The 26,448-nt window shown below is 71.6% G+C and carries 21 protein-coding genes and 1 pseudogene; 12 read left to right on the forward strand and 10 right to left on the reverse strand.

Annotated elements, in window-relative coordinates; all coding sequences use genetic code 11:
- The gene (locus ACVW19_RS13180) at nucleotides 1-1,350 is read left to right on the forward strand and encodes a coenzyme F420-0:L-glutamate ligase (protein WP_457464588.1); all 1,350 of its coding nucleotides are present in this window, start codon (nucleotides 1-3) and stop codon (nucleotides 1,348-1,350) included.
- A gap of 135 nt (nucleotides 1,351-1,485) precedes the next feature.
- On the forward strand, nucleotides 1,486-2,487 hold the full coding sequence (locus ACVW19_RS13185) for a DNA-3-methyladenine glycosylase family protein (protein WP_457459481.1): 1,002 nt from the start codon (nucleotides 1,486-1,488) through the stop codon (nucleotides 2,485-2,487).
- Between the two features lie 140 nt (nucleotides 2,488-2,627).
- Here ACVW19_RS13185 and manB read toward each other — a convergent pair whose 3' ends face one another.
- Together manB and ACVW19_RS13195 are read right to left on the reverse strand one after the other, a co-directional pair.
- A complete protein-coding gene (gene manB / locus ACVW19_RS13190) occupies nucleotides 2,628-3,710 on the reverse strand; it encodes a mannose-1-phosphate guanylyltransferase (protein WP_457459483.1) in 1,083 nt (360 codons plus the stop codon).
- 131 nt (nucleotides 3,711-3,841) lie between these two features.
- Nucleotides 3,842-5,488 (reverse strand): peptidoglycan recognition protein family protein, encoded by a 1,647-nt coding sequence (locus ACVW19_RS13195; protein WP_457459485.1) that lies wholly within the window; start codon nucleotides 5,486-5,488, stop codon nucleotides 3,842-3,844.
- Nucleotides 5,489-5,616: 128 nt separating this feature from the next.
- Between ACVW19_RS13195 and ACVW19_RS13200 the strand changes: the two genes are divergently transcribed.
- The 5 genes from ACVW19_RS13200 to ACVW19_RS13220 all read left to right on the forward strand — a co-directional run bounded on the left by ACVW19_RS13200 (nucleotide 5,617) and on the right by ACVW19_RS13220 (nucleotide 13,690).
- A complete protein-coding gene (locus ACVW19_RS13200) occupies nucleotides 5,617-6,372 on the forward strand; it encodes a TIGR03089 family protein (protein ID WP_457459487.1) in 756 nt (251 codons plus the stop codon).
- Nucleotides 6,373-6,584: 212 nt separating this feature from the next.
- Nucleotides 6,585-7,862 (forward strand): LCP family protein, encoded by a 1,278-nt coding sequence (locus ACVW19_RS13205; protein ID WP_457459489.1) that lies wholly within the window; start codon nucleotides 6,585-6,587, stop codon nucleotides 7,860-7,862.
- Nucleotides 7,863-8,101: 239 nt separating this feature from the next.
- The gene (locus ACVW19_RS13210) at nucleotides 8,102-9,937 is read left to right on the forward strand and encodes an LCP family protein (protein WP_457459491.1); all 1,836 of its coding nucleotides are present in this window, start codon (nucleotides 8,102-8,104) and stop codon (nucleotides 9,935-9,937) included.
- Between the two features lie 267 nt (nucleotides 9,938-10,204).
- A complete protein-coding gene (locus ACVW19_RS13215; RefSeq protein ID WP_457459493.1) occupies nucleotides 10,205-11,914 on the forward strand; it encodes an LCP family protein in 1,710 nt (569 codons plus the stop codon).
- Between the two features lie 153 nt (nucleotides 11,915-12,067).
- Nucleotides 12,068-13,690, forward strand: coding sequence for an LCP family protein (locus ACVW19_RS13220; protein ID WP_457459495.1), 1,623 nt, complete (start codon nucleotides 12,068-12,070; stop codon nucleotides 13,688-13,690).
- A 63-nt stretch (nucleotides 13,691-13,753) separates the two neighbouring features.
- Here the strand turns inward: ACVW19_RS13220 and ACVW19_RS13225 are convergent, their stop codons facing one another.
- A complete protein-coding gene (locus ACVW19_RS13225; protein WP_457459497.1) occupies nucleotides 13,754-14,791 on the reverse strand; it encodes a glycosyltransferase family 2 protein in 1,038 nt (345 codons plus the stop codon).
- A 170-nt stretch (nucleotides 14,792-14,961) separates the two neighbouring features.
- Here ACVW19_RS13225 and ACVW19_RS13230 point away from each other — a divergent pair, with 170 nt between their 5' ends.
- Entirely contained in the window at nucleotides 14,962-16,446 is a 1,485-nt protein-coding gene (locus ACVW19_RS13230; RefSeq protein WP_457459498.1) for an LCP family protein, read from the forward strand.
- Nucleotides 16,447-16,563: 117 nt separating this feature from the next.
- On the opposite strand, the gene ACVW19_RS13235 is transcribed toward ACVW19_RS13230, so the two are convergent.
- Nucleotides 16,564-17,121 carry an acyl-CoA thioesterase gene (locus ACVW19_RS13235; protein WP_457459500.1) on the reverse strand — a complete coding sequence of 186 codons (558 nt, stop codon included), beginning with the start codon at nucleotides 17,119-17,121 and terminating at the stop codon, nucleotides 16,564-16,566.
- Between the two features lie 210 nt (nucleotides 17,122-17,331).
- Between ACVW19_RS13235 and ACVW19_RS13240 the strand changes: the two are divergent.
- Nucleotides 17,332-18,532, forward strand: a pseudogene (locus ACVW19_RS13240) (LCP family protein).
- Nucleotides 18,533-18,591: 59 nt separating this feature from the next.
- Here the strand turns inward: ACVW19_RS13240 and ACVW19_RS13245 are convergent.
- Nucleotides 18,592-18,957, reverse strand: coding sequence for a four-helix bundle copper-binding protein (locus ACVW19_RS13245; RefSeq protein WP_457459502.1), 366 nt, complete (start codon nucleotides 18,955-18,957; stop codon nucleotides 18,592-18,594).
- 238 nt (nucleotides 18,958-19,195) lie between these two features.
- A complete protein-coding gene (locus ACVW19_RS13250) occupies nucleotides 19,196-20,353 on the reverse strand; it encodes an acyl-CoA dehydrogenase (RefSeq protein ID WP_457459504.1) in 1,158 nt (385 codons plus the stop codon).
- A 206-nt stretch (nucleotides 20,354-20,559) separates the two neighbouring features.
- Between ACVW19_RS13250 and ACVW19_RS13255 the strand changes: the two genes are divergently transcribed.
- Complete coding sequence (locus tag ACVW19_RS13255) at nucleotides 20,560-21,903, forward strand: UDP-glucose dehydrogenase family protein (protein ID WP_457459506.1); 1,344 nt, start codon at nucleotides 20,560-20,562, stop codon at nucleotides 21,901-21,903.
- Nucleotides 21,904-22,059: 156 nt separating this feature from the next.
- On the opposite strand, the gene ACVW19_RS13260 is transcribed toward ACVW19_RS13255, so the two are convergent.
- Nucleotides 22,060-22,575 (reverse strand): CGNR zinc finger domain-containing protein, encoded by a 516-nt coding sequence (locus tag ACVW19_RS13260; RefSeq protein WP_457459508.1) that lies wholly within the window; start codon nucleotides 22,573-22,575, stop codon nucleotides 22,060-22,062.
- 127 nt (nucleotides 22,576-22,702) lie between these two features.
- On the opposite strand from ACVW19_RS13260, the gene ACVW19_RS13265 reads away from it, so the two are divergent.
- Nucleotides 22,703-23,062, forward strand: a complete 360-nt coding sequence (locus ACVW19_RS13265; RefSeq protein ID WP_202280613.1) for a VOC family protein — start codon at nucleotides 22,703-22,705, stop codon at nucleotides 23,060-23,062.
- A 13-nt stretch (nucleotides 23,063-23,075) separates the two neighbouring features.
- Nucleotides 23,076-23,462 carry a VOC family protein gene (locus ACVW19_RS13270; protein WP_457459510.1) on the forward strand — a complete coding sequence of 129 codons (387 nt, stop codon included), beginning with the start codon at nucleotides 23,076-23,078 and terminating at the stop codon, nucleotides 23,460-23,462.
- Nucleotides 23,463-23,553: 91 nt separating this feature from the next.
- Here the strand turns inward: ACVW19_RS13270 and ACVW19_RS13275 are convergent, their stop codons facing one another.
- The 3 genes from ACVW19_RS13275 to ACVW19_RS13285 are packed head-to-tail and all read right to left on the reverse strand — an operon-like array spanning nucleotide 23,554 to nucleotide 26,419.
- A complete protein-coding gene (locus ACVW19_RS13275; RefSeq protein ID WP_457459512.1) occupies nucleotides 23,554-24,747 on the reverse strand; it encodes a dipeptidase in 1,194 nt (397 codons plus the stop codon).
- A 5-nt stretch (nucleotides 24,748-24,752) separates the two neighbouring features.
- Nucleotides 24,753-25,283, reverse strand: a complete 531-nt coding sequence (gene purE, locus ACVW19_RS13280) for a 5-(carboxyamino)imidazole ribonucleotide mutase (RefSeq protein WP_457459514.1) — start codon at nucleotides 25,281-25,283, stop codon at nucleotides 24,753-24,755.
- Nucleotides 25,280-26,419: a 5-(carboxyamino)imidazole ribonucleotide synthase gene (locus tag ACVW19_RS13285; RefSeq protein ID WP_457459515.1), complete on the reverse strand. Its 1,140-nt coding sequence runs from the start codon at nucleotides 26,417-26,419 to the stop codon at nucleotides 25,280-25,282. The genes purE and ACVW19_RS13285 overlap by 4 nt, the downstream gene beginning before the upstream one ends.
- Nucleotides 26,420-26,448 lie beyond the last annotated feature (29 nt).

A 26,448-nucleotide genomic window follows, 5' to 3' on the forward strand; every position in this document is an offset into this window, starting at 1 on the left:
GTGAACGACGCACGCGTGCACGACGACCCGCACGCGGGCGGCGCGGCGTCCGCGGGATACCGGGTGTGGGCCGTCGCGGGCCTGCCCGAGGTCCGGCAGGGGGACGACCTGGCCAAGCTGATCGCGGCCGCGGAGCCGGGGCTGGCCGACGGTGATGTGCTGCTCGTCACCTCCAAGATCGTCTCCAAGGCGGAGGGCCGGATGCTGGAGGCGTCCGACCGGGAGGCCGCGATCGACGCGGAGACGGTACGGGTGGTGGCCCGGCGCGGGGCCCTGCGCATCGTGGAGAACCGGCAGGGCCTCGTCATGGCCGCGGCCGGGGTCGACGCGTCCAACACCCCGGCCGGCACGGTGCTGTTGCTGCCCGAGGACCCGGACGGGTCCGCGCGGGCGATCCGCGAGGGCCTGCGCGACGCCCTGGGGGTCACGGTCGGCGTGCTGGTCACCGACACCTTCGGGCGCCCCTGGCGCGCAGGGCTGACGGACGTCGCGATCGGCGCCGCGGGCGTTCACGTACTGGACGACCTGCGCGGCGGCACGGACGCGCACGGCAATCAGCTCGGCGCCACCGTCGTCGCCACCGCCGACGAACTCGCCGCGGCGGGCGACCTGGTCAAGGGCAAGGCCGCCGGCCTGCCGGTGGCCGTCGTCCGCGGGCTGCCCGGCCTGGTCACGGCCGACGACGACCACGGCGACGGCGCACGGGCCCTGGTCCGAGACTCCCGCGACGACATGTTCCGGCTCGGCACGTCGGAGGCGATACGGCAGGCGGTGACCCGGCGCCGCACGGTACGGGCCTTCACCGACGAACCCGTCGACCCGGGGTCGGTGCGCCGCGCGGTGGCCGCGGCCGTGACGGCTCCGGCACCGCACCACACCACACCGTGGCGTTTCGTCCTGCTGGAGTCCCCGGAGTCCCGTGTCCGTCTGCTGGACGCCATGCGGGACGCCTGGATCGCGGACCTGCGCCGGGACGGGAAGACGGAGGAGTCCATCGCCAAGCGCGTCCGCCGCGGCGACGTCCTGCGCAACGCACCCTGTCTGGTCGTGCCCTGCCTGGTCATGGACGGCTCGCACACCTACGGGGACGCGCGGCGGGACGCCGCCGAGCGGGAGATGTTCGTGGTCGCGACGGGCGCCGGCGTGCAGAACTTCCTGGTCGCCCTGGCCGGTGAGCGGCTGGGCTCGGCCTGGGTGTCGTCGACGATGTTCTGCCGGGACGTGGTCCGCGAGGTCCTGGACCTGCCCGCGGACTGGGACCCGATGGGCGCGGTGGCGGTCGGCCATCCCGCCGAGGACCCCCGGCCACGACCGGAGCGGGACGCGAGCGCGTTCATCGAGGTGCGGTGAGCCGGGCGCGCGGGACGCCTACCCTCGTAGGAGCCCCCGCCCACCGGCCGGGCGGAGCCCCGCTCCGGTAGGGCTTCCCGCGCTCTCCTCTCTCTTTTCCCGCATCTCCCGTTTCCCCACTCCCCGGAACTCTCTGTGGCAGGACGTTTCGCTCCCCGGCCCGCTCGCACGACCGTGCGAGGCGGACGGGCCGCCGTACCCATGGGAGTGCCGCGCCAGGCACCGGTCCCGGCCCTGGTGCGGACCTGGGTGCCGGACGGGCCGCTGGACCTCGGTCTGGTCCTCGCGCCGCTGCGGCGCGGACCCGGGGACCCGACGTTCCGCGCGCTGCCGGACGGCTCCGTCTGGCGGGCGAGCCTGACGCCCACCGGGCCGGGGACGCTGCGGGTGACGCGGCACGGTGGCGAGGTGCGGGGCGAGGCCTGGGGCCCCGGCGCCGGCTGGCTCCTGGAGCGGCTGCCGGACCTGCTCGGGGCCGCGGACGACCCGGCGGCCTTCGTCCCCCGGCACAAGGTGCTGGCGCTCACCCGGCACCGGCGTCCGGGACTGCGGCTGCTGCGGACCGGGCTGGTACTGGAGTCGTTGATCCCGTCGGTCCTGGAGCAGAAGGTCACCACGGACGAGGCGTACCGGGCATGGCGGCTGCTGGTACGGAAGTACGGGGAGCCGGCACCCGGGCCCGCGCCCGAACGGATGTCGGTGATGCCGTCACCCCGGACCTGGGCGCTGATCCCCTCCTGGGAGTGGCACCGGGCCGGCGTCGACGACAAGCGGGCGTCCACGGTCCTGCGGGCGGTGCGCGTCGCCGCGCGGCTGGAGGAGGCGGCCGGGATGGCTCCGACGGCGGCGCGGGCACGGCTGGAGCTGGTGCCGGGCATCGGCCCGTGGACGTCTGCGGAGACGGTGCAGCGCAGTCACGGCGCGGCGGACGAGGTGACCGTGGGGGACCTGCACCTGCCGGGCATCGTGGGATGGGCCCTCGCCGGGGACCGGGACGCGGACGACGCGGTGATGCTCGAACTGCTGGAGCCGTACGCCGGGCAGCGGCACCGGGCGGCCCGGCTGATCCTGCTGAGCGGAAGAACGCCGGCTCGGCGGGCTCCGAAGAGGCCGCGCTGGGACATCGGACGGCTGTGAGGCCCGAGCCCCCAGCCGCCCGAGCCCCAGCCGCCCGAGCCTTCAACCGCCCGAGCCCCAGCCGCCCGAGCCTTCAACCGCCCGAGCCTTCAGCCGTCCCGGTCCCGCACCGGGCCGGTACACGGCCGGTTTCCGCCCGGCTACTCGTCCGAGGAGAACCGCACCGCCCCCGCCGGTATCCGCGCGTCGCACCACACCCGCACCCCGTCCCGGAGTTCGTTGCGGGCGCCGATGACCGCGCCGTCGCCTATGACCGTCCCGGTGAGGACCGACCGCTCCCCCACCCGCGCGCGTGTGCCGATCAGCGAGTCGGTGACCACCGCGCCCGGTTCGATGACCGCACCCGGCAGGATCGTGCTGCCGAAGACGCGTGCGCCCTCCGCCACGAACGCGCCCTCGCCCACCACCGTCCCGCCCGCCAGCTTGGCGTCCGGTGCCACCCTCGCCGTCGGCATGACCAGCCGGTCGCCGCAACGGCCGGGGACCGCCGGGGACGGGGCGCGGCCCAGCACCAGGTCCGCGGAGCCGCGGACGAAGGCGGCCGGGGTGCCGAGGTCCAGCCAGTACGTGGAGTCGACCAGACCCTGGAGGTGGGCCCCCGCCGACAGCAGGTCCGGGAACGTCTCCCGCTCCACCGACACCGGCCGGCCCGTCGGGATCGTGTCGATGACCGAGCGGCGGAACACGTACGCCCCCGCGTTGATCTGGTCGGTGACGATCTCCTCGGGCGTCTGCGGCTTCTCCAGGAACGCCAGGACCCTGCCCGTGTCGTCCGTGGGGACCAGTCCGTACGCCCGTGGGTCGGTCACCTTCGTCAGATGCAGCGAGACGTCCGCGCCCGTCGTCTCGTGGGTGCGCACCAACGCCCGGATGTCCAGGCCCGTGAGGATGTCGCCGTTGAAGATCAGCACGGGTTCGTCCGGGCCGGAGTGCAGCCGGGACGCGACGTTGCGGATCGCGCCGCCCGTGCCGAGCGGCTCCACCTCCGTCACGTACTCGATGTGGAGCCCCAGCGACGACCCGTCGCCGAAGTACGGTTCGAAGACCTCGGCCAGATAGGACGTGGCCAGGACGATGTGCTCGACGCCCGCCGCTCTCGCTCTCGCCAGCTGGTGCGTGAGGAAGGGCACCCCGGCAGCCCGGACCATGGGCTTCGGTGTGTGCACCGTGAGCGGGCGCAACCGCGTGCCCTTGCCGCCGACCAGGAGGATCGCTTCTGTCACCTGTCGTCTCTGCTTCCTGCCGGGACCGGCCGAACTGTCTTTCGGCCGGCCAGTTTATGCAGACCGTTCCACAGCGCTTTCGACGGTGTGTCTCCGGCAGGAAGGGACCCGGCCCGGCGGCTCCGCGCAGATCAGCGGCCCTGGTAACCGGCCGCCGTGGAGCGGGTGATGCCGAGCTGGTCGTAGAGCTTCCCCCCTGGGCACAGGGTGTTGAACCCGTCCCGGTGGCCGGAGATCACGTTCAGTCGTACCTTCGTGCCTTTTGCGTAGAGATTGCCACCGCCGGACGTCAGATATGTCTCCGCGTTCGGATCCACGCCGTACAGCCCGAGCTTCCACGCGGCGAGCCGGGCGACGCCCTTCACCGCCGAGTCCGACGGTTCCGTGGAGTCGTACGTGCCGAGAACCGCCACCCCCATGCTGTTGGAGTTGAACCCCAGAGTGTGGGCGCCCAGGACCGGCTCCGCCACTCCCCCGGCACGGCCCTCGTAGACCTTTCCGCACTTGTCGACGAGGAAGTTGTAGCCGATGTCCCGCCAGCCCATGCTCTCCGTGTGGTAGCGGTAGATACCGCGGATGAGCGAAGGCGCCTCCTCGCACGTGTAGTCGTTGCCGGAGGCGGTGTGGTGCACGAAGGCCGCACCGACCTCGTCCGTGTAGACGAACTCCTTCGCCCGCAGGCTCTCGTCCGCCCCCCAGTCGGCCCGTGTGACGATGTCGGGGCGCGGGCCGACGTACGGATTCGCCCGCTGTCGCGCGACTGCGCCCTTCCGCTGTGCGCCCGCGCCGTCCGCGGCGCCGTCTGCCGTGCCGTTCGCCGACGCGGTGCCCTCACCGGGGTCGATGAGTTCGAGGCGCATCCCGGACGGCAGCGGCAGCACTGCGTGCTCGGCGTGCTCGGCGTGCTCGGCGTGCTCGGCGTGCTCGGCGTGCTCGGCGTGCTCGGCGTTCTCGGCGTGCTCGGCGTGCTCGGCGTGCTCGGCGTGCTCGGCGTGCTCGGCGTGCTCGGCGTGCTCGGCGTGCTCGGCGTGCTCGGCGTGCTCGGCGTTCTCGGCGTGCTCGGCGTGCTCGGCGTTCTCGGCGTGCTCGGCGTGCTCGGCGTTCTCGGCGTGCTCGGCGTGCTCGGCGTTCTCGGCGTGCTCGGCGTGCTCGGCGTTCTCGGCGTGCTCGGCGTGCTCGGCGTTCTCGGCGTGCTCGGCGTGCTCGGCGTGCTCGGCGTTCTCGGCGTGCTCGGCGTGCTCGGCGTGCTCGGCAGCCGTACCGGTGCGCCCCGAACCTCCGGACTCCGCCAGGACCCTGATCTCCACGCCGTCCGAGTCGCCCACCCACAGCGGTGCGGTGGCGCCGCGGACCCGGCCCGAGGCACGTTCCCCGTCGCCGGGGGTGCCGGGGTCGGCCGCGTGGTCGGCGTTGCGGGCCTCGACGTCCCGCCAGTCGGACCAGGAGCCGGTGCGGGCCGCGCGGGTGCGGACCTGGACCTGGCCGTGGAGTTCGGCTGTGGGGTCGTCCCAGACGACGCCGAGGAGGGAGAAGTTCCGTACGGCCCGGGGGGTCAGGCCGAACGTGGCGGCGCCGGAGGCACGGTCGGGGTCGAGGGGTTGCAGAGGCAGCGACTCGGTGCCGCCCGTGGTACCGGACCCGGCCGTCACCGCCGCACGCGGGGCCGCCCGGGCCGGCTGCCCCGGCCCCGTGGTCGCCGCGACGGCGGACGGCGCAAGGGGGAGCGCGAGAGCGGTCGCGCAGGTGACACCGATGGCGGAAGCAGGAATTCTACGCATGCCCCTGATCTTGGACATATTCATACAAATATGTCCATCGGGGAGTTGACGGGTTGTCGGGGCCGTTCCACCGAACCGGCACCCCCGCCACTCGGTGCGCACAGCCGCGTCCGCGTACCCTTGCGCGGGTGAACGCCACCGACCGCACCCCCGCCGACCTGCTGGGTTCCGCGCTCGCCGCGGACCCGGGCCGCCCCCTGGTGACCTTCTACGACGACGCCACGGGCGAACGCGTCGAATTGTCCGTGGCCACCTTCGCCAACTGGGTGGCCAAGACCGCGAACCTGCTCCAGGACGAACTGTCCGCCGAGCCGGGCGACCGCGTGTCGCTCCTGCTGCCCGCGCACTGGCAGACGGCCGTGTGGCTGCTGGCGTGCGCGTCGATGGGCGCGGTCGCGGACGTGTCCGGCGACCCGGCGGCCGCCGACATCGTGGTGAGCGGGCCGGACTCGCTGGAGGCCGCGCGGGCGTGCTCGGGCGCGCGGATCGCGCTGGCGCTCAGGCCGCTCGGGGGACGATTCCCGCAGCCTCCGGAGGGCTTCGCCGACTACGCCGTGGAGGTGCCGGGGCAGGGCGACCGGTTCGCGCCGTACGCGCCGGTCGACCCCGAGGCTCCGGCGCTGATCGCGGCGGGGCGGGAGTTCACCGGGGCCGAGGTGGTGGAACGGGCCCGCGCGGAGGCGACGGACCTCGGGCTGACCGGACCGGGCTCGCGCATCCTGTCGGGCCTGTCGTACGACACGTGGGAGGGCCTGCACGCGGGCCTGTACGGGCCGCTGGCGACCGGCGGTTCGGTGGTCCTGTGCCGCAACCTGGACCGGCTCGGGGACGAGGCCCTGGACAAGCGCGTCGAGAGCGAACGGGTCACGGTCATCTCCCGCTAGCGGGAGGCTTCGCCGCGGCCCGGACCCGTTCGGCGCGGACGGACTCGTCCAAACCGAACCCGCCGGGCCGTACCCCGTTCGCCGCACCCCCTCCCCCGTACGGCTCAGCAGTGCCCGCCTCCGCCCCGCATCCGGGGCATCGTCGTATCAGCGGCACGCACGGCACGTACGGCCTCCACCGCACGCCGTACGCAGTGAGGGGTGGACCGGTCATGAGCGACACCGCAGGCACGTCCCCCGCGGGCGCGGAGGGCGTGCGTGCCCTCGGGCCGGGGACGGGAGCCTCGGCGAGCGGGACGGGGCTGACACGGCGCAGGCGGCGACGGTGGGTGCGGGGCACCGGGCTCGGTCTCGCCACGCTGCTCGTCCTGGCCGCCGGGGCCGGGTGGGCGGTGTACGTGAAGCTCGACGGGAACATCACGCCGGACGAGGCGGCCGCGGCCGAACTCGCTCGGTTCGAGAGGGAACGGCCCACCGCGCTGGTCAAGGAGGCCCGGAACATCCTGCTGATCGGCTCGGACTCGCGCTCCGGGGACGACAACCGCCACTACGGCCGGGACTCGGGGACGGAGCGGTCCGACACCGCGATCCTGCTGCATCTGTCGGCGGGCCGGCGCAGCGCCACCGCCGTGTCCCTGCCCCGTGACCTGATGGTGGCCGTGCCGGGCTGTCTGCGCGGGGACGGCACCCGCGCCGAGCCCGTGTTCACGATGTTCAACCAGGCCTTCCAGCGGGGTGGTTCGGCCTGCACCGTCCGCACCGTCGAGAAACTCACCGGCATTCGCGTGGACCATCACATCGTCGTGGACTTCCACGGTTTCAAGGAGATGGTCGAGGCCGTCGACGGCGTCGAGGTGTGCCTGCGCGAACCCATCGACGACAAGGCGGCGAAACTGAGACTGCCCGCGGGCCGGGTGACGCTGAACGGGGAACAGGCCCTCGGTTACGTCCGCGCCCGCAAATCGCTCGGTGACGGCAGCGACACACACCGTATGGAACGTCAGCAGCGGTTCCTCGGAGCGCTCGTCAACAAGGTGCGCGGCAATGACGTTCTGCTGAATCCGGTGAAGTTGTATCCCGTTCTGGACGCGGCCACTTCGGCGTTGACGACCGACCCGGAACTGGCGAGTCTGCGCGGTTTGTACGAACTCGTCCGCGGGCTGCGCGAGATTCCGACGGAACGTGTGCAATTCCTCACCGTCCCACGGGAGCCGTATGCCGCCGACGCCAATCGGGACCAACTCTCCCAGCCCGAGGCGGAGGCCCTGTTCGAGCGGTTGCGCAGGGACGCTTCGGTGACGGTCGCACAGGAGGCGACGCAGGGCCCCGGCGCCGGAACCGACTCCGTCACACCGTCCGGGAATTCGGACGACGGCGGCACGGACAGTGACGGAAAGGTCACTCGGGGGGAATCCGCGGAGCCGTCCGGGCCCCCTTCCCCCACGCCCACATTCTCCGGGAACACGGCGGCCGAGGACGGCTGCGCGTAAAGCCGACGCACAGTCGACCCCAAGATCGTGAAGTCACGTCAAGGGATATGCGCGAATTGCCCAGTTGTAGGGACATGGAATGTGCCACCGGCGTCGCCGGAAGTCATTCGGTGCCGTTAGTGTGAGCGCTCCGGTGCGCGCGCACCCGAGGTTCGTCCTGCAGTCGCGCACTGCGTGACCGACCGAGCGCCCAGGAGGGGAAGGGCGCCGCGTGGCACCGACGGAGGACTCAAACGACCGTGGACGCGCAAGGCCGTGAGCGGGGCAACGACATGGACCCCGCAGACCAGTGGGTGCTCAACCCGGACACCGGCGATTACGAACTGCGGCTGAACGATTCCGCACCGCAGTCATCGATCCCTTCTCCCCGTAGACCGCGCCCCGCCGGCGTGGGTGCGGGCAGGGGCGCGGGCGCACCGCGTGGTCGCGGCGACGCTCCCGGGCGCGCGGCCGCTTCCGGACGCGCGCCGGAACGGCCTCCCGGCCGCAGGGCGGCCGAACGCGGGGCGACCGAACCCGAGGCGGCTGGAAGTGAGGCACCGCCGCCGCGCAGGCGCCGGGGTGCGCCGGAGGAGCCGCCGCCGGGCCGGCGCGGACGCCGCCCGGCGAAGAAGAAGTCGAAGGCGAAGAAGGTCCTGCTCTGGACGGGCGGGGTGATGGCGTTCGTGGTGCTCGCCACCGGCGTGGGCGGCTACCTGTACCTGGAGCACCTCAACGACAACATCGACGCCATCCCCGACGACGGCGCGAGCACCGGTGGCTTCCAGAAGGACAAGGCCATCAACATCCTGCTGATCGGCACCGACAAGCGCACCGGTGCGGGCAACGAGGACTACGGCGACAAGAACAGCGTCGGGCACGCCGACACCACGCTGCTGCTGCACGTCTCCCAGGACCGCACCAACGCCACCGCGCTCAGCATCCCGCGCGACCTCATCGTCGACATCCCCGACTGCCCCACCACACTGGAGGACGGGACCCAGAAGGTGATCCCGGGCTCCCGGGACCGCTTCAACACCAGCCTCGGCCAGCAGGAACGTACGCCGAGCTGCACCATGCGCACCGTCACCGAGCTGACCGGGATCACACCGGACAACTTCATGGTGGCGGACTTCAACGCGGTCAAGACGCTGACCACAGCGGTCGGCGGGGTCGACGTCTGTCTCGACAAGGACGTCGACGACCGGGACTCCAAGCTCCAGCTGACCGCCGGCCCCCACACCATCGAGGGCGAGCAGGCGCTGGCGTTCGTCCGCACCCGGAAAGCGTGGGGCAACAAAGGCGACCTCGACCGCATCAAGGTGCAGCAGCAGTTCCTCGGCGCGCTGATGCGGCAGCTGAAGTCCAGCGACACCCTCACCAGCCCGACGAAGATGGTCAAGCTCGCGGAGGCGAGCACCGAGGCACTCACCGTCGACGCCCAGCTGGACAGCATCAACAAGCTGAAGGACCTCGGTCTGGAGCTGGGCAAGCTCAACGTCAAGAACCTGACGTTCACCACCCTGCCGGTGAAGGACAACCCCGCGGAGACGGTGAAGGCCACCGTCGTCGTGGACGAGTCCAGGGCGCCGCAGATACTCGACCTGATCAAGAACGACGTGTCGTTCACCGAGGTCGAGAAGAAGGAGAAGAAGGAGAAGAAGGAGGAGAAGGCCGCCGTCGCCGCCCGTCTCAAGGGCCCCAAGGCAGAGGCCTCCGAGGTCCGGGTGCGGGTCTTCAACGGCGGCGCCCCGTCGGGCAGCGCCCAGGACACTCTCAGATGGCTCCAGCTCGAGGAGGGCGTCAGCAAGTCGGAGAACGCCGGCAACGCCCCCAGGACGCTGAAGAAGACCACCCTCGAGTACGCGCCCGACCAGGCCGACCAGGCCCGCCGCCTCGCCGACATCCTCGGCCTGTCCGGATCCGGGATGAAACCCGGCGAGAGCGCCACCAACGCCCAGGGCCTGCCCACGATGACGCTGACCCTCGGCGAGGACTTCAAGGGCGCGGGCATATCCCTGACGGCTCCGTCCAAGGCACCGGACGACGTTGTCAAGGACGCGTCCACGGCGGACAAGGTCGAGTGCGCCAAGTGACCTGCCGGGCGGGGCGCCAGAAGCCTTGCCCGGCAGGCAGGCGCCGACGGTGCCGTTTCCCCACCCAATAGGGCGGTTTGCCCCGTTCCGGGGGCGAGGAATTCGTCACTGAAGCCACTTCCCGCTCAGCCGGGCGGCTAATGTGAACGCTCCAGTGCCCCGGCCGCGAGGACCGTCCTGGCGTCGCGCACGGTGGTGACCAGTACGCGCGGACACCCTCTGGAGGGGGAGGGCGCCGCGTGGCCCGGACGGAGGATTCGGACGAGCGTGGACGCGCAGAGCCGTGGGCGGGCGGACAATGTCGACCCCGCAGACCAATGGATACTCAACCCGGCCACCGGTGAGTACGAACTGCGGCTGGGCCCCTCCGCACCCCAGTCACCCGTCCCGGGCCCCCGCCGCAGCGGTCACTACCCCGCCGACGCCATGCCCGGCCGTACCCGGGCGCCCGGCCGTGAGGTCCCGCCGCCGCGGCGGCGCGGTGCCCCCGAGGTGCTGCCCGGACGGCGCGGCAACCGGCCGGCCCAGCGCAGGCCGAGGGCGAGGAAGGCCCTGCTGTGGGCGGGCGGGGCGATGGCGTTCGTGGTGCTCGCCACCGGCACGGCCGGCTACCTCTATCTGAAGCACCTCGAGGGCAACGTCCACACGACCGACGTCGGCGACGCGGGCTCGGGGAACTTCAGCAAGGACGAGGCCTTCAACATCCTGGTCCTCGGCACCGACAAGCGCACCGGCGCCGGCAACGAGGGCTACGGCGACAGGAACAGCGTCGGGCACGCCGACACCACGATCCTGCTGCACGTCTCCGAGGACCGCACCAACGCCACCGCGCTCAGCATCCCGCGCGACCTCATCGTCGACATCCCCGATTGCCCCACCACACTGGAGGACGGGACCCAGGAGGTGATCCCGGGACTGCAGGGCGCCCGGTTCAACCGCAGCCTCGGCGAGGGCGGCCGGGATCCGGGCTGCACGATGCGCACCGTGGAGGAGGCCACCGGCATCCCGGTCAACCACTTCATGATGGCCGACTTCAACGCGGTCAAGACCCTCACCACGGCGGTCGACGGCGTCAAGGTGTGCCTGGAGCACGCGGTCGACGACAAGCAGTCGAAGCTGAAGCTGCCGGCGGGCGAGTCGACGGTGGCGGGCGAGGACGCCCTCGCCTTCGTCCGTACCCGGCACAGCTTCGGCAACGAGGGCGACCTCGACCGGATCAAGGTGCAGCAGCACTTCCTGGCCTCGCTGATGCGCAAGATCTCCTCCGGCGACACCCTCACCAGCCCCACCCGGCTGGTGAAGCTGGCCGATGCCGCCACCAAGGCGCTGACCGTGGACACCGGTATCGGCAAGGTGAGCACGCTCAAGGACGTGGCCCTGGAGCTGAAGAAGGTACCGCCGAAGAACATCTCCTTCACCACGGTGCCGGTGAAGGACAACCCCGCGGAGACGGTGAAGGCGACCGTCGTCCTCGACGAGGCCAAGGCGCCCCAGCTCTTCGCGGCGATCGCGAACGACGTGTCGCTGACCGAGGTCGAGCAGCGGAAGAAGGAGAAGAAGACCGCCGTCGCCGCCCGCCTCAAGGGCCCCAAGGCAGAGGCCTCCGAGGTCCGGGTGCGGGTCTTCAACGGCGGCGCCCCGCCGGGCAGCGCCCAGCAGATGCTCAACCGGCTCCAGCTCAAGGAGGGCGTCAGCAAGTCGGAGAACGCCGGCAACGCCCCGAAGAAACTGAAGAAGACCACCCTCGAGTACGCCCCCGACCAGGCCGACCAGGCCCGCCGCCTCGCCGACATCCTCGGCCTGTCCGGATCGGGGATGAAGCCCGGCGAGAGCACCACCAACTCCCAGGGCCTGCCCGCGATGACACTGACCCTCGGCGAGGACTTCACGGACGCCGGGGCACAGCTCGACGGCTCCGCGGCAGGGGCTTTGGACGTGGAGAAGTCCACGGCCGACAAGGTGGAGTGCGCGAGCTGACGCTCAGCCGAGCGAGTGCGGAACCCTCGCCAAAAGTTGTTGAATCGGTTGCGTCCCGCGTGCAACTGACGGGCCCGTCGTGCGTCTAACACAACGCAGGACGGGCCTTGTTCCATGACGCGAGGAGTATCAGGGGTGGGGAGGACGGCGGTAGTGACGCAGAGCGCCGCGCGGAGGACACTCCGCGACGACCGGCGTGAACCGGACGACGGTTCGACCGACGGCCCGGCCGACAAAGCGTCCGACGGCGACGGCGGCGACATACCGGCGTCCGGTGCGGACGGCGGCCACCGCCCGCGGCGCCGGATGCTCAAGTGGTTCGCGGCGGTCCTCGCGTTGCTCCTCGTCGGCTCGGCCGGGGCCGGCTACGTCTACTACCGGCACCTGAACGACAACATCAAGCAGAACCCGCTGAACCTGGGCGACAACAAGGTCGCCGAGCCGACCCCGAACGCCGCCGGACAGACCCCGCTGAACATCCTGCTGATCGGCTCCGACGCCCGGGACAGCGAGGAGAACCAGCAACTCGGCGGCGCCCGCGAGACGTTCGGCTCGACCCCGCTGGCCGATGTGCAGATGCTGCTGCACCTGTCCGCCGACCGGACCAACATGTCCGTGATCAGCATGCCCCGCGACACCCTCGTCCAGATCCCCAAGTGCACCGACCCCGACGACGGGACCGTGTACGAGGCGAGCAACGGGCGGACCATGACCAACCAGAGCCTCGGGCACGGCGGTCCGGGCTGCACCGTGGCCACCTGGCAGGAGCTCACCGGCATCCACATCGACCACTTCGTCATGGTCGACTTCGCCGGCGTGGTCGCCATGGCGGACGCCGTCGGCGGCGTCCCGGTGTGCGTGGACGCCAACATCCTCTCCCGCGACAGCAAGGGCCACGGCTCCGGACTGAAGCTGCCCGAGGGCACCCACCCGGTCAAGGGCGAACAGGCCCTGCAGTGGCTGCGCACGCGCTACGGCTTCGAGGACGGCAGCGACCTCGCCCGCGCCAAGGCCCAGCACATGTACATGAACTCGCTGGTCCGCGAGCTGCGCGAGAACGCCACCCTGAGCAGCCCCAACAAGCTGCGCAGGCTGGCCGAGGAGGCCACCCGGGCGCTCACCGTCGACCCCGGCCTCGACACCGTCAAGAAGCTGTACGACCTCAGCAACGAGCTGCGCAAGGTGGAGCCGGAGCGCGTCACCATGACCACGATGCCGAACCGGTACGTGGGCGCCCGTGTGGAGCCGACCGAGGACGCCGAGCAGCTCTTCCGGCTGGTCCGTGAGGACATCGCGCTGGACGGCAAGGACGAGAAGTCGACGGAGGCCGAGGAGAAGGCCACGTCCACCGAACCGGCCGCCCCCGACGCCGAGATCGCGGTCCAGGTCGTCAACGGCACCCGCACCGACACCCTGGCCGCGGCGCCCGCCCGCGCGAGCACCGTGACCGGAATCCTGCGGGAGAAGGGCTTCACCGGTGCGTTCGCCGACACCGCCGGTTCCCTCAGCAGGGAGCGGACGGTGGTGCGGTACCCGAGCGCCGACCTGGAGGGCGACGCGCATCGCGTCGCCGAGTCCCTGGGGATTCCGGAGAGTTCGGTGCGGCGGTCCACCGACGTCTCCGGCGTCACGCTCGTCGTGGGCGCCGACTGGCGTGAGGGGACGACGTACGAGGCCCCCGAACAGGACGACACCACCCCCGAGTCGGCCGAGGCCCTCAACGGCGCGGACGACACGGCCTGCATGAAGGTCAACCCGGCCTTCACCTGGTCCTGACGCGGCAGGGCCCCCTCCCGAACTCGGGGAAGGGGGCCCTGTGGTGTCCGCGGTGAAGGCGGGTCAGGTGGCCGGGGCGTCCGCGTGGACCGCGGGCCGCCGGGAGGCGATGACCTTCTTCGCGAGCGAGCGCGGGCTCGTCAGAAAGCCCCAGCCCCACGACATGTGCATGGTGCCCAGCGCCACCGGTATCCGCAGCCGCGCCTTCAGCGGCAGCCCCTTGCCGGCGGGTATGGAGCCCAGCACGATCGCCGCGAGATACCCGCCGGGCACCACGAAGCCCCACGGCGTGAGCGCCGCGCCCACCACGGTTCCGGCCGCGATCGCGCACACCGCGGCCGGCGGGGCCAGATACCGCAGGTTGATGGAACCGGAGTGGTAACGGGCGACGACGTGCCGCCAACGGCCGTATTCCTTGTACTGCTTGGCCAGTGCCCGCACGCTCGGCCGGGGCCGGTACGACACCTTCAGCTCCGGCGAGAACCAGACCAGCCCGCCGGCCTCGCGGATACGGAAGTTCAACTCCCAGTCCTGGGCGCGGATGAACTCGACGTTGTAGCCGCCCTGCCGCTCCAGCGCCTCGCGCCGGAACACCCCGAGGTAGACGGTCTCGGCGGGGCCCGCCGCGCCACCGGTGTGGAAGGCCGCGTTGCCGACGCCTATCCGCGAGGTCATCGCGGCGGCGACCGCGTGCTCCCAGTCGTTCTCCCCCTCGGCGTGCATGATGCCGCCGACGTTCTGCGCGCCGGTCTCCTCGAGGAGCCGTACCGCGGTGGTGATGTAGCCCGGCGAGAGCATCCCGTGCCCGTCGACGCGGACCACGATCGGATGGCGCGAGGCCTTGATCGCCGCGTTGAGGGCGGCCGGGGTGCGGCCGGTCGGGTTGGGCACGGTACGCACCCGCGGGTCCTCGGCCACGAGTTCGGCGGCGATCTCGTCCGTGCGGTCCGTGGACGGACCGAGGGCGATCACGACCTCCATCTCGCCGGCGTACTCCTGGGCGAGGATCGCGTGGACGGCGCCACGCAGATACCTTTCCTCGTTGAGGACGGGCATGATCACGGAAACGGCGGGGTGCCGCACGTCGGGATTGGCGTTCATAGGGGCCTCACGTTACCGCGAACGGGGGACAGCGGTGCGCGCGCCGGGTGCGGCTGCGCCGGGCCGCAGATCGTATCGGCCTACGGTGCTCGGGATCCCGGGCACGGCTCCGTACGGCCCCGTACGGTCCCGCGGCCCTCGTACGGCCCTCGTTCGGAGGTGTCCTCCTTTTGCCCCCGCAGCCACCGTCCCCCCGCCCTCGTCCCCGCCCCCGCTCCGGGCCGCAGCGCCGCCCGCGACCGCCCGGCCGGGGCGGTCCGAAACCGGCGGGGCGCCGGAAGCCTCGCTGGGGCATGCGGGCGGTGACCACGCTGTCGGTCGTGGTGCTCGCCTCCGCCGGGATCGGGCACGCGGTGGTCACCAGCCTCGACTCGGGGATCGACCGGGTCGACCCGTTCCGGGACATGAAGAACCGTCCCGAGGCCGGCCACGGCATGAACGTCCTGCTCGTCGGCACGGACGGCCGCGAGAAGCTCGACAAGGAGCAGCGGCGGAAGTACCGGCTCGGCGGGACACCCTGCAACTGCACCGACACCATCATGATCGTGCACATCTCGGAGGACCGGGAGCGGGCCAGCGTCGTCAGCCTGCCGCGCGACTCGTACGCCATGACGCCCCCGCACACCGACCGGGTGAGCGGCGAGGAGCACGAGGGGCACCCCGTCAAACTGAACGCGGCGTACGCGGAGGGCGGGCCGCAGCTGACCGTGCGCACGGTGGAGAAGATGACCCGGGTGAAGATCGACCACTACCTGGAGCTCGACTTCACCAGCTTCATGAAGACCGTCGACGTGGTCGGCGGTGTCGAGCTGTGCACCACCGAACCGCTGAAGGACAGCCACACCGGCCTCGACCTGCCCGCCGGCCGGCACACCCTGCGGGGCGGCGAGGCCCTGCAGTACGTACGCGCCCGGTACGTCGACGGCGCCTCCGACCTCGGCCGGATGAAACGCCAACAGCGCTTCATGGCGGCGCTGGTGGACCGGGCCACGTCCTCCGGGATCCTGCTGAATCCGATGAAGTTCCGGGACGTGACCCGCGCGGTGCTCGGTTCGGTCCGCGCCGACAAGGGCTTCGGCACCGACGAACTGCTGGACCTGGGGCGGGCGATGCGGAACTTCTCGCCCTCCTCCTCCGAGTTCACCACCGTGCCGCTCGCGAAGCGGGGAGTCGCGGTCAAGGGCCTCGGCTCGACCCTGAAGTGGCATCCCGAGAAGTCGAAGCACATCTTCGAGGCGCTGCGCGAGGACAAGCCGCTCTCCGCGCACTCCTCGCCCGACGCGGCGCTGCGCGTCCCGGTGGACCCCCGGCAGATCCGCGTCCAGGTCGAGAACGGCACCGGGATCCAGGGGCTCGGCCGCCGCGTGGACGCGGCCCTCGCGGCGACCGGCTTCAACACCACCCGCGCCCCCGTCAACGCGGCGGACCGCTCCGTACGGCGGACCGTCGTCGCCCACGACCCCCGCTGGGACCGCTCCGCGAAGTCCCTCGCCGCCGCCCTGCCGGGCAGTGAGCTGCGTGTGGTGAAGGGGCAGGGCGCGACCCTGAAGGTGATCGCCGGCAGCGACTTCGAGAAGGTCCGCAAGGTCCGGGCCGAGGACCCCGGGAAGGACGAGTTCGGAGTGGTGCGGGGCGACGAGGTGGGGTGCTCGTAGGCCCGCGACGGAGGTGCGCGGGGCCGCGGGAAGCGGGCGCGCGGGTCGGCCGGGTCGGCCGGGTCAGTCGGGTCGGCCGGGTCAGTCGGGTCGGCCGGGTCAGTCGGGTCGGCCGGGTCAGTCGGAGATCCCCTCCGCCGCCCGCTTCTCGCGCAGCTCCATGATGGCGCGGCGGCGGGCCAGGCGGTGGGTGCGGCGGATCTGGGCCTCCTGGCTACGGCGCCGGTCCCGCTCGGTCTCCGGTATCACCGGCGGCACCCGGCGCGGCTTGCCGTCGGCGTCGACGGCCGCGAAGACGAGGTAGGCGGAGCCGACCTGAGTGGGCGGGGCGGACTCGTTCCAGCGCTCGGCCAGGACCCGCACGCCGACCTCCATGGACGTCCGGCCGGTCCAGTTGACCTGGGCCTTCACATGGACCAGGTCGCCGACGCGGACCGGCTCCAGGAAGGCCATCTCGTCCATGGAGGCGGTGACGGCGGGTCCTCCGGAGTGGCGGCCGGCGACCGCGCCCGCCGCGTCGTCGACCAGTTTCATGATCACGCCGCCGTGCACCGTACCCAGCAGGTTGGTGTCGTTGTGGGTCATGATGTGGCTGAGGGTCGTCCGCGACGCCGAGGTGGGCTTGCCCGGGATGTCGGGAATCTCCGTGGGTGCGGCTGGAGCCTGATCTGTCATGGCCTCCACCTTATGCCGAGGCCGCATCCGGGGAATTTGTGTCAGCTTGGCAACAGCGCCGCTGTTATTTTCCGGTGACTGGTACGGCACGCGGCCCGGACCTGCACACTGTTGCGCATGACTAACTGGCCCGAGGCATGGCCCCAGGACGACCGCGGCGCCCGCTACGGACGCGGGAGCGGGAGCGCACAGCCCGAGAGCGCCCGCGTCATGCGGCAGGTCCGCCGCGGCCCGGCGGTCCCGCCCGGCCAGGGGGCGTACGGCGGCGGAGTGCCGCAGCAGGCGTCGTACGTGGACGGCCGCGGGCACGGCGGCCACGGCGACTACGGCAACCATGAAGGCGATTACAACACCGGCCAGGTCTACGGGTCCCCCGCCGGGGGCGGCCACGGCGGACCGGGCGGCGACGGCCGTTACGCGCACGGTCCCGCGCCGGACTGGCGCCGTCGCATCAAGCTGACGGCGATCACGGTCGCGACGCTGCTGGTCGTGACGACCGTCGGCACCTACTTCTGGGCCGACTCCAAGCTCAACCGCGAGGTCGACCTGTCCATCGTCCTCGACCGGCCGGAGGCGGGCGAGGGCACGAACTACCTGATCGTCGGCTCCGACAGCCGGGCCGGGCTGACCGACGAGCAGAAGAAGAAGCTGCGCACCCGGGTCCGCCGAGGGCAAACGCACGGACTCGATGATGATCCTGCACACCGGCAGCAACGGCCCCACCCTGATCTCGCTGCCCCGCGACTCGAACGTGGAGATACCCACCTTCAAGGGCTCCGAGTCCGGCAAGACGTTCCAGGGCACGGGCCGACAGGTGAAGCTGAACGCCGCGTACGCGGAGGACGGTCCCGAACTCCTGGTCCGCACGGTCGAGTTCAACACGGGCCTGCACATCGACCACTACGTGGAGATCGGCTTCGCCGGCTTCGCGAACATCGTGGACGCGGTCGGCGGCGTGGAGATGGACATACCGCAGGACATCAAGGACACCAAGTCCGGCGCCGACTTCAAGAAGGGCAAGCAGACCCTGAACGGCGAGGAGGCCCTCGCCTTCGTCCGCACCCGGTACGCGCTGGCCGGCTCCGACCTGGACCGTACGAAGAACCAGCAGAAGTTCCTCTCCGCCCTCTCGAGCCAGGTGGCGACGCCGAGCACGGTCCTGAACCCGTTCAGGCTGTACCCGACCATGGGCGCGGGCCTGGACTCCCTGATCGTCGACAAGGAGATGGGCCTGTTCGACCTGGCCGGCATGTTCTGGGCGATGAAGGGCGTCAGCGGCGGCGACGGCACCTCCATGAACATGCCCATCGCGGGTTCCTCCGGCGGCAACCTGCTCTGGGACAAGGCGAAGGTCAAGCAGCTGGTGACCCAGCTGAACAACGACGAGAAGGTCACCGTCAAGGGCAACTGACCCCGCAACGGGCCGAGGGCACCGGCGAACGGCGCCCTCGGCCGTGTCGGACGGCGGTGTCACATCGTGGCGCCCGCCATGGCACGGCAGGACTCGGCACAGCGGCGACACGCCTCGGCGCAGCGCATCATCTGCTCGTCGTCCGGCATGGACATACACGCCTCGGCGCACAGGTCGCAGGCCCGCGCACACATCGCGCACATCTCGCCCGCGAGCGGCGAACGGCGCATCATCATGTCGGCGCACATACGGGTCATCTCCGAGCAGTCCATGAGCGCCCGCATGATCGGCATCTGGGCCTGGCCGCCCATCTGCAGACACGAGCTCATGGTCTCCTCGCACACACCGTGGCAGGACATGCACGCCTGGATGCAGTCCTGCATCTCCTTGCTCATCGGGGTCGCGGCGGCTGACTGCTGGGTCATGGTTCCTCCCGGGGACCGCGAGGGCCGGGGGTTCGACCCCCGCTTCTCCGTCCTACGCCTCCCCCTCCATGACCACCACAGGAGCCCCCGGCCCCCGGCTCCGGCACGGGACACGACGCGCCCGGCGCCTGCGGGAAAGCACCGACGGCGGAAAAGGTGTGGGAGCGCCCCGAGGCGCCCGGCAAAAAGTGAAGGGTGCCCGTCGCCGGGCACCCTTCGGTCGTCGGTCTGCCGACTGCTACGGCAGGTTGCGGGCCATGACGATCCGCTGGACCTGGTTGGTGCCCTCGTAGATCTGCGTGATCTTCGCGTCGCGCATCATCCGCTCCACCGGGTAGTCGCGGGTGTAGCCGTAGCCGCCGAGGAGCTGGACGGCGTCCGTGGTGACCTCCATGGCGACGTCGGAGGCGAAGCACTTGGCGGCGGCGCCCTGGAAGGTGAGGTCCGCATCACCGCGCTCGGACCTGGCCGCGGCCGCGTAGGTCAGCTGGCGGGCGGCCTCGATCTTCATGGCCATGTCGGCGAGCATGAACTGCACGCCCTGGAAGTCGGCGATCGGCTTGCCGAACTGCTTGCGCTCCTTGACGTAGCCCTTGGCGTAGTCCAGGGCGCCCTGGGCGATGCCCAGGGCCTGGGCGGCGATGGTGATGCGGGTGTGGTCCAGGGTCCGCATCGCGGTGGCGAAGCCGGTGCCCTCCTCGCCGATCATCCGGTCGGCGGGGATGCGGACGTCGTCGAGGTAGACCTCGCGGGTGGGCGAGCCCTTGATGCCGAGCTTCCTCTCCGGGGCGCCGAAGGAGACGCCCGCGTCGGACCTCTCCACGACGAAGGCGGAGATGCCCCTGGAGCGCTTGGTGGGGTCGGTGACCGCCATCACCGTGTAGTACTCCGACTCGCCGGCGTTGGTGATCCAGCGCTTGACGCCGTTGAGGACGTAGGTGTCGCCGTCGCGGACCGCCCGGGTCTTCATGCCGGCCGCGTCCGAGCCGGCCTCCGGCTCGGAGAGGCAGTAGGAGAACATGCCGTCGCCCTGGGCGAGCGGGGTCAGGTACTGCTTCTTCAGCGCCTCGGAACCGGAGAGGAGCACCGGCAGCGAGCCGAGCTTGTTCACGGCGGGGATGAGCGAGGAGGAGGCGCAGACCCGGGCCACCTCCTCGATCACGATGACCGTGGCGAGCGCGTCGGCGCCCGCGCCGCCGTACTGTTCGGGCACGTGCACGGCGTGCAGGTCGTTCGCGACCAGCGCGTCGAGCGCCTCCTGCGGGAAGCGGGCGTCCTCGTCCACCGCGGCGGCGTACGGCGCGATCTTCGCCTCGGCCAGCGAGCGGACGGCGTCGCGGAGCATGTCGTGCTCCTCGGACGGGCGGTACAGGTCGAAGTCAGCCGATCCGGCCAAGGTCTCTCACTCCAAAGACGACGAGGGCGACGAGGGCGACGCTCTGATGATGCTAACTACCGTTAAGTAACTCCCATAGTAGAACTCCCGCCCGTGCGGGAGTACGTGAGTTTGCCGACAACTGCCGGGTCGCCCGCTGCGGCGCGCCCGCCGCCCCCGGTTATGCTCGGGCCCGCACTACCTGCCGTATACCCCTTGGAGCACGCATGGCCCTCAGGATCACCGTGATCGGCACCGGTTATCTCGGTGCGACACACGCCGCGGCCATGGCGGAGCTCGGGTTCGAGGTGCTGGGCCTCGATGTCGTGCCGGAGAAGATCGACATGCTCCGGCGGGGCGAGGTCCCGATGTACGAGCCGGGTCTCGATGAGCTGCTGCGCCGGCATGTGGCGGGGATCGAGGGGTCCACCGGCAGGCTGCGGTTCACCATGGACTGGGCCGAGGTCGGGGCGTTCGGCGACATCCACTTCGTCTGCGTGAACACTCCGCAGCGGCACGGCGAGTACGCCTGCGACATGTCGTACGTCGACTCCGCGTTCGCCTCGCTGGCCCCGCACCTGACCGGCCCCGCGCTGGTCGTCGGCAAGTCGACCGTGCCGGTGGGCTCCGCCGACCGGCTGGCCGCCTACCTGGCCGAGCACGCCCCGGCCGGCGCGGACGCCGAGCTGGCCTGGAACCCGGAGTTCCTGCGCGAAGGCTTCGCCGTCCAGGACACACTGCACCCGGACCGGATCGTGGCGGGTGTGCGCAGCGAGCGGGCGGAGAAGCTGCTGCGGGAGGTGTACGCCACACCGGTCGGCGAGGGCACCCCGTTCGTGGCGACCGACTTCCCGACCGCGGAGCTGGTGAAGACCTCCGCGAACTCCTTCCTGGCCACCAAGATCTCGTTCATCAACGCCATGGCCGAGCTGTGCGAGGCCACGGGCGGTGACGTGGCCAGGCTGGCGGAGGCCATCGGGTACGACGACCGGATCGGCCCGAAGTTCCTGCGGGCCGGGATCGGTTTCGGCGGCGGGTGCCTGCCGAAGGACATCCGGGCGTTCATGGCACGCGCCGGTGAGCTGGGCGCGGACCAGGCGCTGACCTTCCTGCGGGAGATCGACTCGATCAACATGCGCCAGCGCGGCCGAATGGTGGAGCTGACCCGGCAGGAGCTGGGCGGCGGGGCGTTCCTGGGCAAGCGGGTCGCGGTGCTGGGCGCCACCTTCAAGCCGGACTCGGACGACGTACGGGACTCGCCGGCGCTGAACGTCGCCGGCCAGATACACCTCCAGGGCGGCCAGGTCACCGTGTACGACCCGAAGGGCATGGACAACGCCCGGCGCCTCTTCCCCACCCTGGGATACGCGGACTCGGCGCTCGAGGCGGTGCGCGGTGCCGACGTCGTGCTGCACCTGACGGAGTGGCGGGAGTTCCGCGAGCTGGACCCGGCGGCGCTGGGCGAGGTCGCGGCCCAGCGGCTGGTCCTCGACGGACGCAACGCCCTGGACGCCGAGGCGTGGCGCCGGGCCGGCTGGCGCCACCGCGCGATGGGCCGCCCCACCGCCTGACGGAGCGGGTGACGCCGGTTCGGCCGAGGCTCAGTCGGCCGAACCGGCGTCCGACTGCATTCTGCACCACGGGGTGGGCCGGGCGGGGCTCCCGGGGCCCATCGGCCGCCGCAGGGCTCCCTCGGGGCCCCTCCGCCCCTCTGCTCCTCTTCCCCTTCAAGCCCCCTTCGCGCGGTAGCGGCGCATCTTGGCGCGGGCCCCGCACACCTGCATGGAACACCAGCGGCCGCGCCCGGCGGGACTGCGGTCGTAGTACGCCCAGTGGCATTCGGCGGCCTCGCAGGCCTTCAGTCTGTTCCAGGTGCCCGCCGTGACCGCTTCCGCCACGGCCGCCGCGATCCGCGAGAGCAGGGGCCCCTCGTCGACGGGGGCGAGGGCGGCGGAGCCGTCCGCCGGGTCGACGGTGACCACCAGCGGGGCACGCGCGAGCAGCACGCCGAGCGGGACGACCTCGCGGTGCGGCGGATGGCCGGCGTGGGCGAGCAGGGCCGCGCGCAGCGCCTCGCGCAGCTCGCGTGCCGCCTCGACACCTGCCGCGTCGTCCTCCGGGAGTCCGAAGCGGGCGCGGCCGTCCGCCGTGTCCAACGCGTCGGCGCCCGTCTCCAGGTCGAGCGTGTTGACGAGGCCCTCGACCAGGGCCAGCCCACCGGGCGCAGCCGATCTCTCACTCATGTCCGGACGGTACCTCTCGCGTCCCCGTGCGTTTCCCCTTGCGACGTTACCTCCTGTACGGCAGCATGCAGTAACGGTTACTGGCTACCCGCCTTTACGGGTAACCGAGGGATTCGAGGAGGAAGTCATGTCCGTTGCCAAGGTGGGCGCCGTCGTCCTGGACTGCCCCGATCCGCGTGCGCTGGCCGGTTTCTACGCCGAGGTGGTGGGCGGCACGATCGTGGACGAGGGTGACTGGGTGGACCTCCGGGTGCCCGGCGGGCCCACGCTCGCGTTCCAGGCGGCCCCCGGACACGTACCGCCCCGGTGGCCGGCGCCCGACCACTCGCAGCAGTTCCACCTGGACCTGACCGTCGAGGACCTGGACGCCGCGGAGAAGGAGGTGCTGGCGCTCGGTGCGAAGCCGCTGGAGACGGAGGACCGCTCGCGGACCTTCCGGGTCTACGCGGACCCGGCGGGGCACCCGTTCTGCCTGTGCGCCTGCTGAACCGGGAGGACCCATGACCGCGGTGGCCCGTCCGCGATCCGTCGTCGACTGCCCCGAGCCACGCGAACCGGGCCGCTTCTACGCGGCCGTCGCGGGCGGCACGCCCGAGGAGCAGGACCCGGACCGGGTGGTGCTCCAGATCCCCGCGGGACCGCGGCCGGCCTTCCAGCGGGCACCCGGGTACGCCCCGCCGGACCGGCCGCGGGCCGACCACAACGCCCAGTGGTTCCACCTCGTCCTCGACACGGGCGGCACCTGGGAGGAGGTCGACGAGGCCCAGCAGAAGGTGCCGGCGCCGGGGGTGCGGGTACTGGACCGGGAGAATCCCGAGCAAGGCTTCCGGGTGTACGCCGATCCGGCGGGGCATCCGTTCCGCCTGTGCCGGATCGAACAGCCCTGATCGAGCAGCACCGACCGGGCGGGTACGGGAAACGGGGGCGGAGGGCGGGTACGTACCCGCCCTCCGCCCCCGTTCGGGTGCGCCGGTGCGCTCAGCCGTCGAGCGACTCGATGGTCGCGTGGGACGGTCCGCGGATCGCCCGGAGCTCCCGGGCCGTGTCCTCGGCGGCGCCCAGTACCCGTACCGCGTTCTGCCAGGTCAGCTTGGCCAGGTCGGACCTGGACCAGCCGCGGTCGTGCAGCTCGGCGATCAGGTTCGGGTAGCCGGAGACGTCGTTCAGGCCGTCCGGGGTGAAGGCGGTGCCGTCGTAGTCGCCGCCGATGCCGAGGTGGTCGACGCCGGCCACCTCACGCATGTGGTCCAGATGGTCGGCCACCGTGGCGACCGTGGCGACCGGGCGCGGGCGGCGCTCCTCGAAGGCGGCGTGCACCTTCATCGCCTCCGCGGTGGTCTCCAGGTGGTGGAAACCGTGGGCGCGCATGTTCTCGTCGGCCTCGGCCGTCCAGTCGACCGCCGCCTGGAGCACGAACTTCGGTACGAACGTCACCATCGCGACACCGCCGTTGGCGGGCAGCCGCTCCAGTACGTCGTCCGGGATGTTGCGCGGGTGGTCGCAGACCGCGCGGGCGGAGGAGTGGGAGAAGATCACCGGCGCGGACGTGGCGTCCAGAGCGTCCCGCATGGTCGTGGCGGCGACGTGCGAGAGGTCGACCAGCATGCCGAGCCGGTTCATCTCGCGGACCACCTCGCGGCCGAACGCCGACAGGCCGCCCACGCCGGGCTCGTCCGTCGCCGAGTCCGCCCAGTCCACGTTGTAGTTGTGGGTGAGGGTCAGATAGCGCACGCCGAGGTCGTACAACCCGCGCAGGGTACCGAGGGAGTTGGCGATGGAATGGCCGCCCTCCGCCCCCATGAGCGAGGCGATGCGGCCCTGTCCGCGGGCGGCCTCCATGTCGGCGGCGGTCAGCGCGGGCGCCAGGTCCTTCGGGTGTCGGGCCAGCAACTGCCGCACGCAGTCGATCTGTTCCAGAGTGGCCGGCACCGCGTCGGGCAGGTCCGCGCGGACGTACACCGACCAGAACTGGGCACCCACGCCGCCCGCGCGCAGCCGGGGGATGTCGGTGTGCAGGTGCGCGGTCTGGTCGTCGGCGATGTTCCGGGCGTCGAGGTCGTAGCGGACCTGTTCGCGCAGTGCCCAGGGCAGGTCGTTGTGCCCGTCCACGACGGGGAAGTCGGCGAGGAGGGCGCGGGCGGCGTCGAGTGAGGCACCGTCGGGAGCGGTCACGGGACTCACTTCCCGAAACCGAAGCCGTTGCCGGAGCCTTCGGCCCTGGCGCGCAGGCGCTTGCCCTTCTCCGTGGCCTGGTCGTTGAGGTCCTGCTGGAACTCCCGCATCCGGCCGAGGAGTTCCTCGTCGTGGGCGGCGAGCATACGGACCGCCAGCAGGCCCGCGTTGCGGGCGCCGGCCACCGAGACGGTGGCGACCGGGACACCGGCCGGCATCTGCACGATGGAGAGCAGGCTGTCCATGCCGTCGAGGTGCTTCAGCGGCACCGGGACGCCGATGACGGGCAGCGGGGTGACCGAGGCGAGCATGCCGGGCAGATGGGCCGCGCCGCCCGCACCCGCGATGATCACCTTCAGCCCCCGGTCCGCGGCCTGCTCGCCGTAGGCGATCATCTCGCGGGGCATGCGGTGCGCGGAGACGACGTCGACCTCGTGGTCGATCTCGAACTCGTCGAGGGCCTTGGCCGCGGCCTCCATGACGGGCCAGTCGGAGTCCGATCCCATGACGATGCCGACTACGGGGCTGGGGCTCATTCGGTGATCGTGCCTCTCAGGTAGCCGGCTGCGTGACGGGCGCGTTCCAGCACGTCGTCCAGGTCGTCGCCGTAGGTGTTGACGTGGCCGACCTTGCGGCCGGGCTTCACGTCCTTGCCGTACATGTGGATCTTCAGCTGGGGGTCGCGGGCCATGCAGTGCAGGTAGGCGGAGTACATGTCGGGGTAGTCGCCGCCGAGGACGTTGGCCATGACCGTCCACTTGGCGCGCGGGCGCGGGTCGCCGAGCGGGAGGTCGAGGACGGCGCGGACGTGGTTGGCGAACTGGGAGGTGATCGCGCCGTCCATGGACCAGTGGCCGGAGTTGTGCGGGCGCATCGCGAGTTCGTTGACGAGGACGCGCCCGTCGCGGGTCTGGAACAGCTCCACGGCGAGATGGCCGACGACGCCGAGTTCCTTGGCTATGTTCAGCGCCATCTCCTCGGCGCGCAGCGCGAGGGCCTCGTCGAGGTCGGGGGCGGGGGCGATCACCGTGTCGCAGACGCCGTCGACCTGCTGGGACTCGACGACCGGGTAGGCGACGGCCTGGCCGTGCGGGGAGCGGACCACGTTGGCGGCCAGCTCGCGCACGAAGTCGACCTTCTCCTCGGCCAGCACCGGGACGCCGGCCTTGAAGGGCTCGGCGGCCTCCTCGGCGGAGTCGACGACCCACACGCCCTTGCCGTCGTAGCCGCCGCGGACGGTCTTGAGGACCACCGGGAAGCCCGCGCCCTCCGCCGCGAACGCGGCCACGTCCTGGGGATCGGTGACGATGCGGTGCCGCGGGCAGGGCACGCCCATCGCGTCGAGCTTCGCGCGCATCACGCCCTTGTCCTGGGCGTGCACCAGCGCGTCGGGGCCGGGGCGGACGGGGATGCCGTCGGCCTCCAGGGCCCTGAGGTGCTCAGTGGGCACGTGCTCGTGGTCGAAGGTGATCACGTCGCAGCCGCGCGCGAAGGCACGCAGCGTGTCCAGGTCGCGGTAGTCGCCGACGACGACATCGCTGACGACCTGCGCCGCGGAATCCTGCGGAGTGTCACTGAGGAGCTTGAACCTGATGCCGAGCGGGATGCCCGCCTCGTGTGTCATACGAGCGAGCTGCCCCCCGCCGACCATGCCGACTACCGGGAACGTCACACCCCCAGGGTATCGGTCGAGCCACGGTG

The organism is Streptomyces sp. TE5632 (genome assembly GCF_054061295.1).

Coding starts and splice junctions, on each gene's coding strand:
- ACVW19_RS13245 (WP_457459502.1), bottom strand. CDS start 18,957: ATGACCCAGCAGTCAGCCGCCGCGACCCCGATGAGCAAGGAGATGCAG.
- ACVW19_RS13260 (WP_457459508.1), bottom strand. CDS start 22,575: ATGAGTGAGAGATCGGCTGCGCCCGGTGGGCTGGCCCTGGTCGAGGGC.
- purE (WP_457459514.1), bottom strand. CDS start 25,283: ATGAGCCCCAGCCCCGTAGTCGGCATCGTCATGGGATCGGACTCCGAC.
- ACVW19_RS13205 (WP_457459489.1), top strand. CDS start 6,585: ATGAGCGACACCGCAGGCACGTCCCCCGCGGGCGCGGAGGGCGTGCGT.
- ACVW19_RS13255 (WP_457459506.1), top strand. CDS start 20,560: ATGGCCCTCAGGATCACCGTGATCGGCACCGGTTATCTCGGTGCGACA.
- ACVW19_RS13195 (WP_457459485.1), bottom strand. CDS start 5,488: ATGCGTAGAATTCCTGCTTCCGCCATCGGTGTCACCTGCGCGACCGCT.
- ACVW19_RS13225 (WP_457459497.1), bottom strand. CDS start 14,791: ATGAACGCCAATCCCGACGTGCGGCACCCCGCCGTTTCCGTGATCATG.
- ACVW19_RS13265 (WP_202280613.1), top strand. CDS start 22,703: ATGTCCGTTGCCAAGGTGGGCGCCGTCGTCCTGGACTGCCCCGATCCG.
- ACVW19_RS13235 (WP_457459500.1), bottom strand. CDS start 17,121: ATGACAGATCAGGCTCCAGCCGCACCCACGGAGATTCCCGACATCCCG.
- ACVW19_RS13270 (WP_457459510.1), top strand. CDS start 23,076: ATGACCGCGGTGGCCCGTCCGCGATCCGTCGTCGACTGCCCCGAGCCA.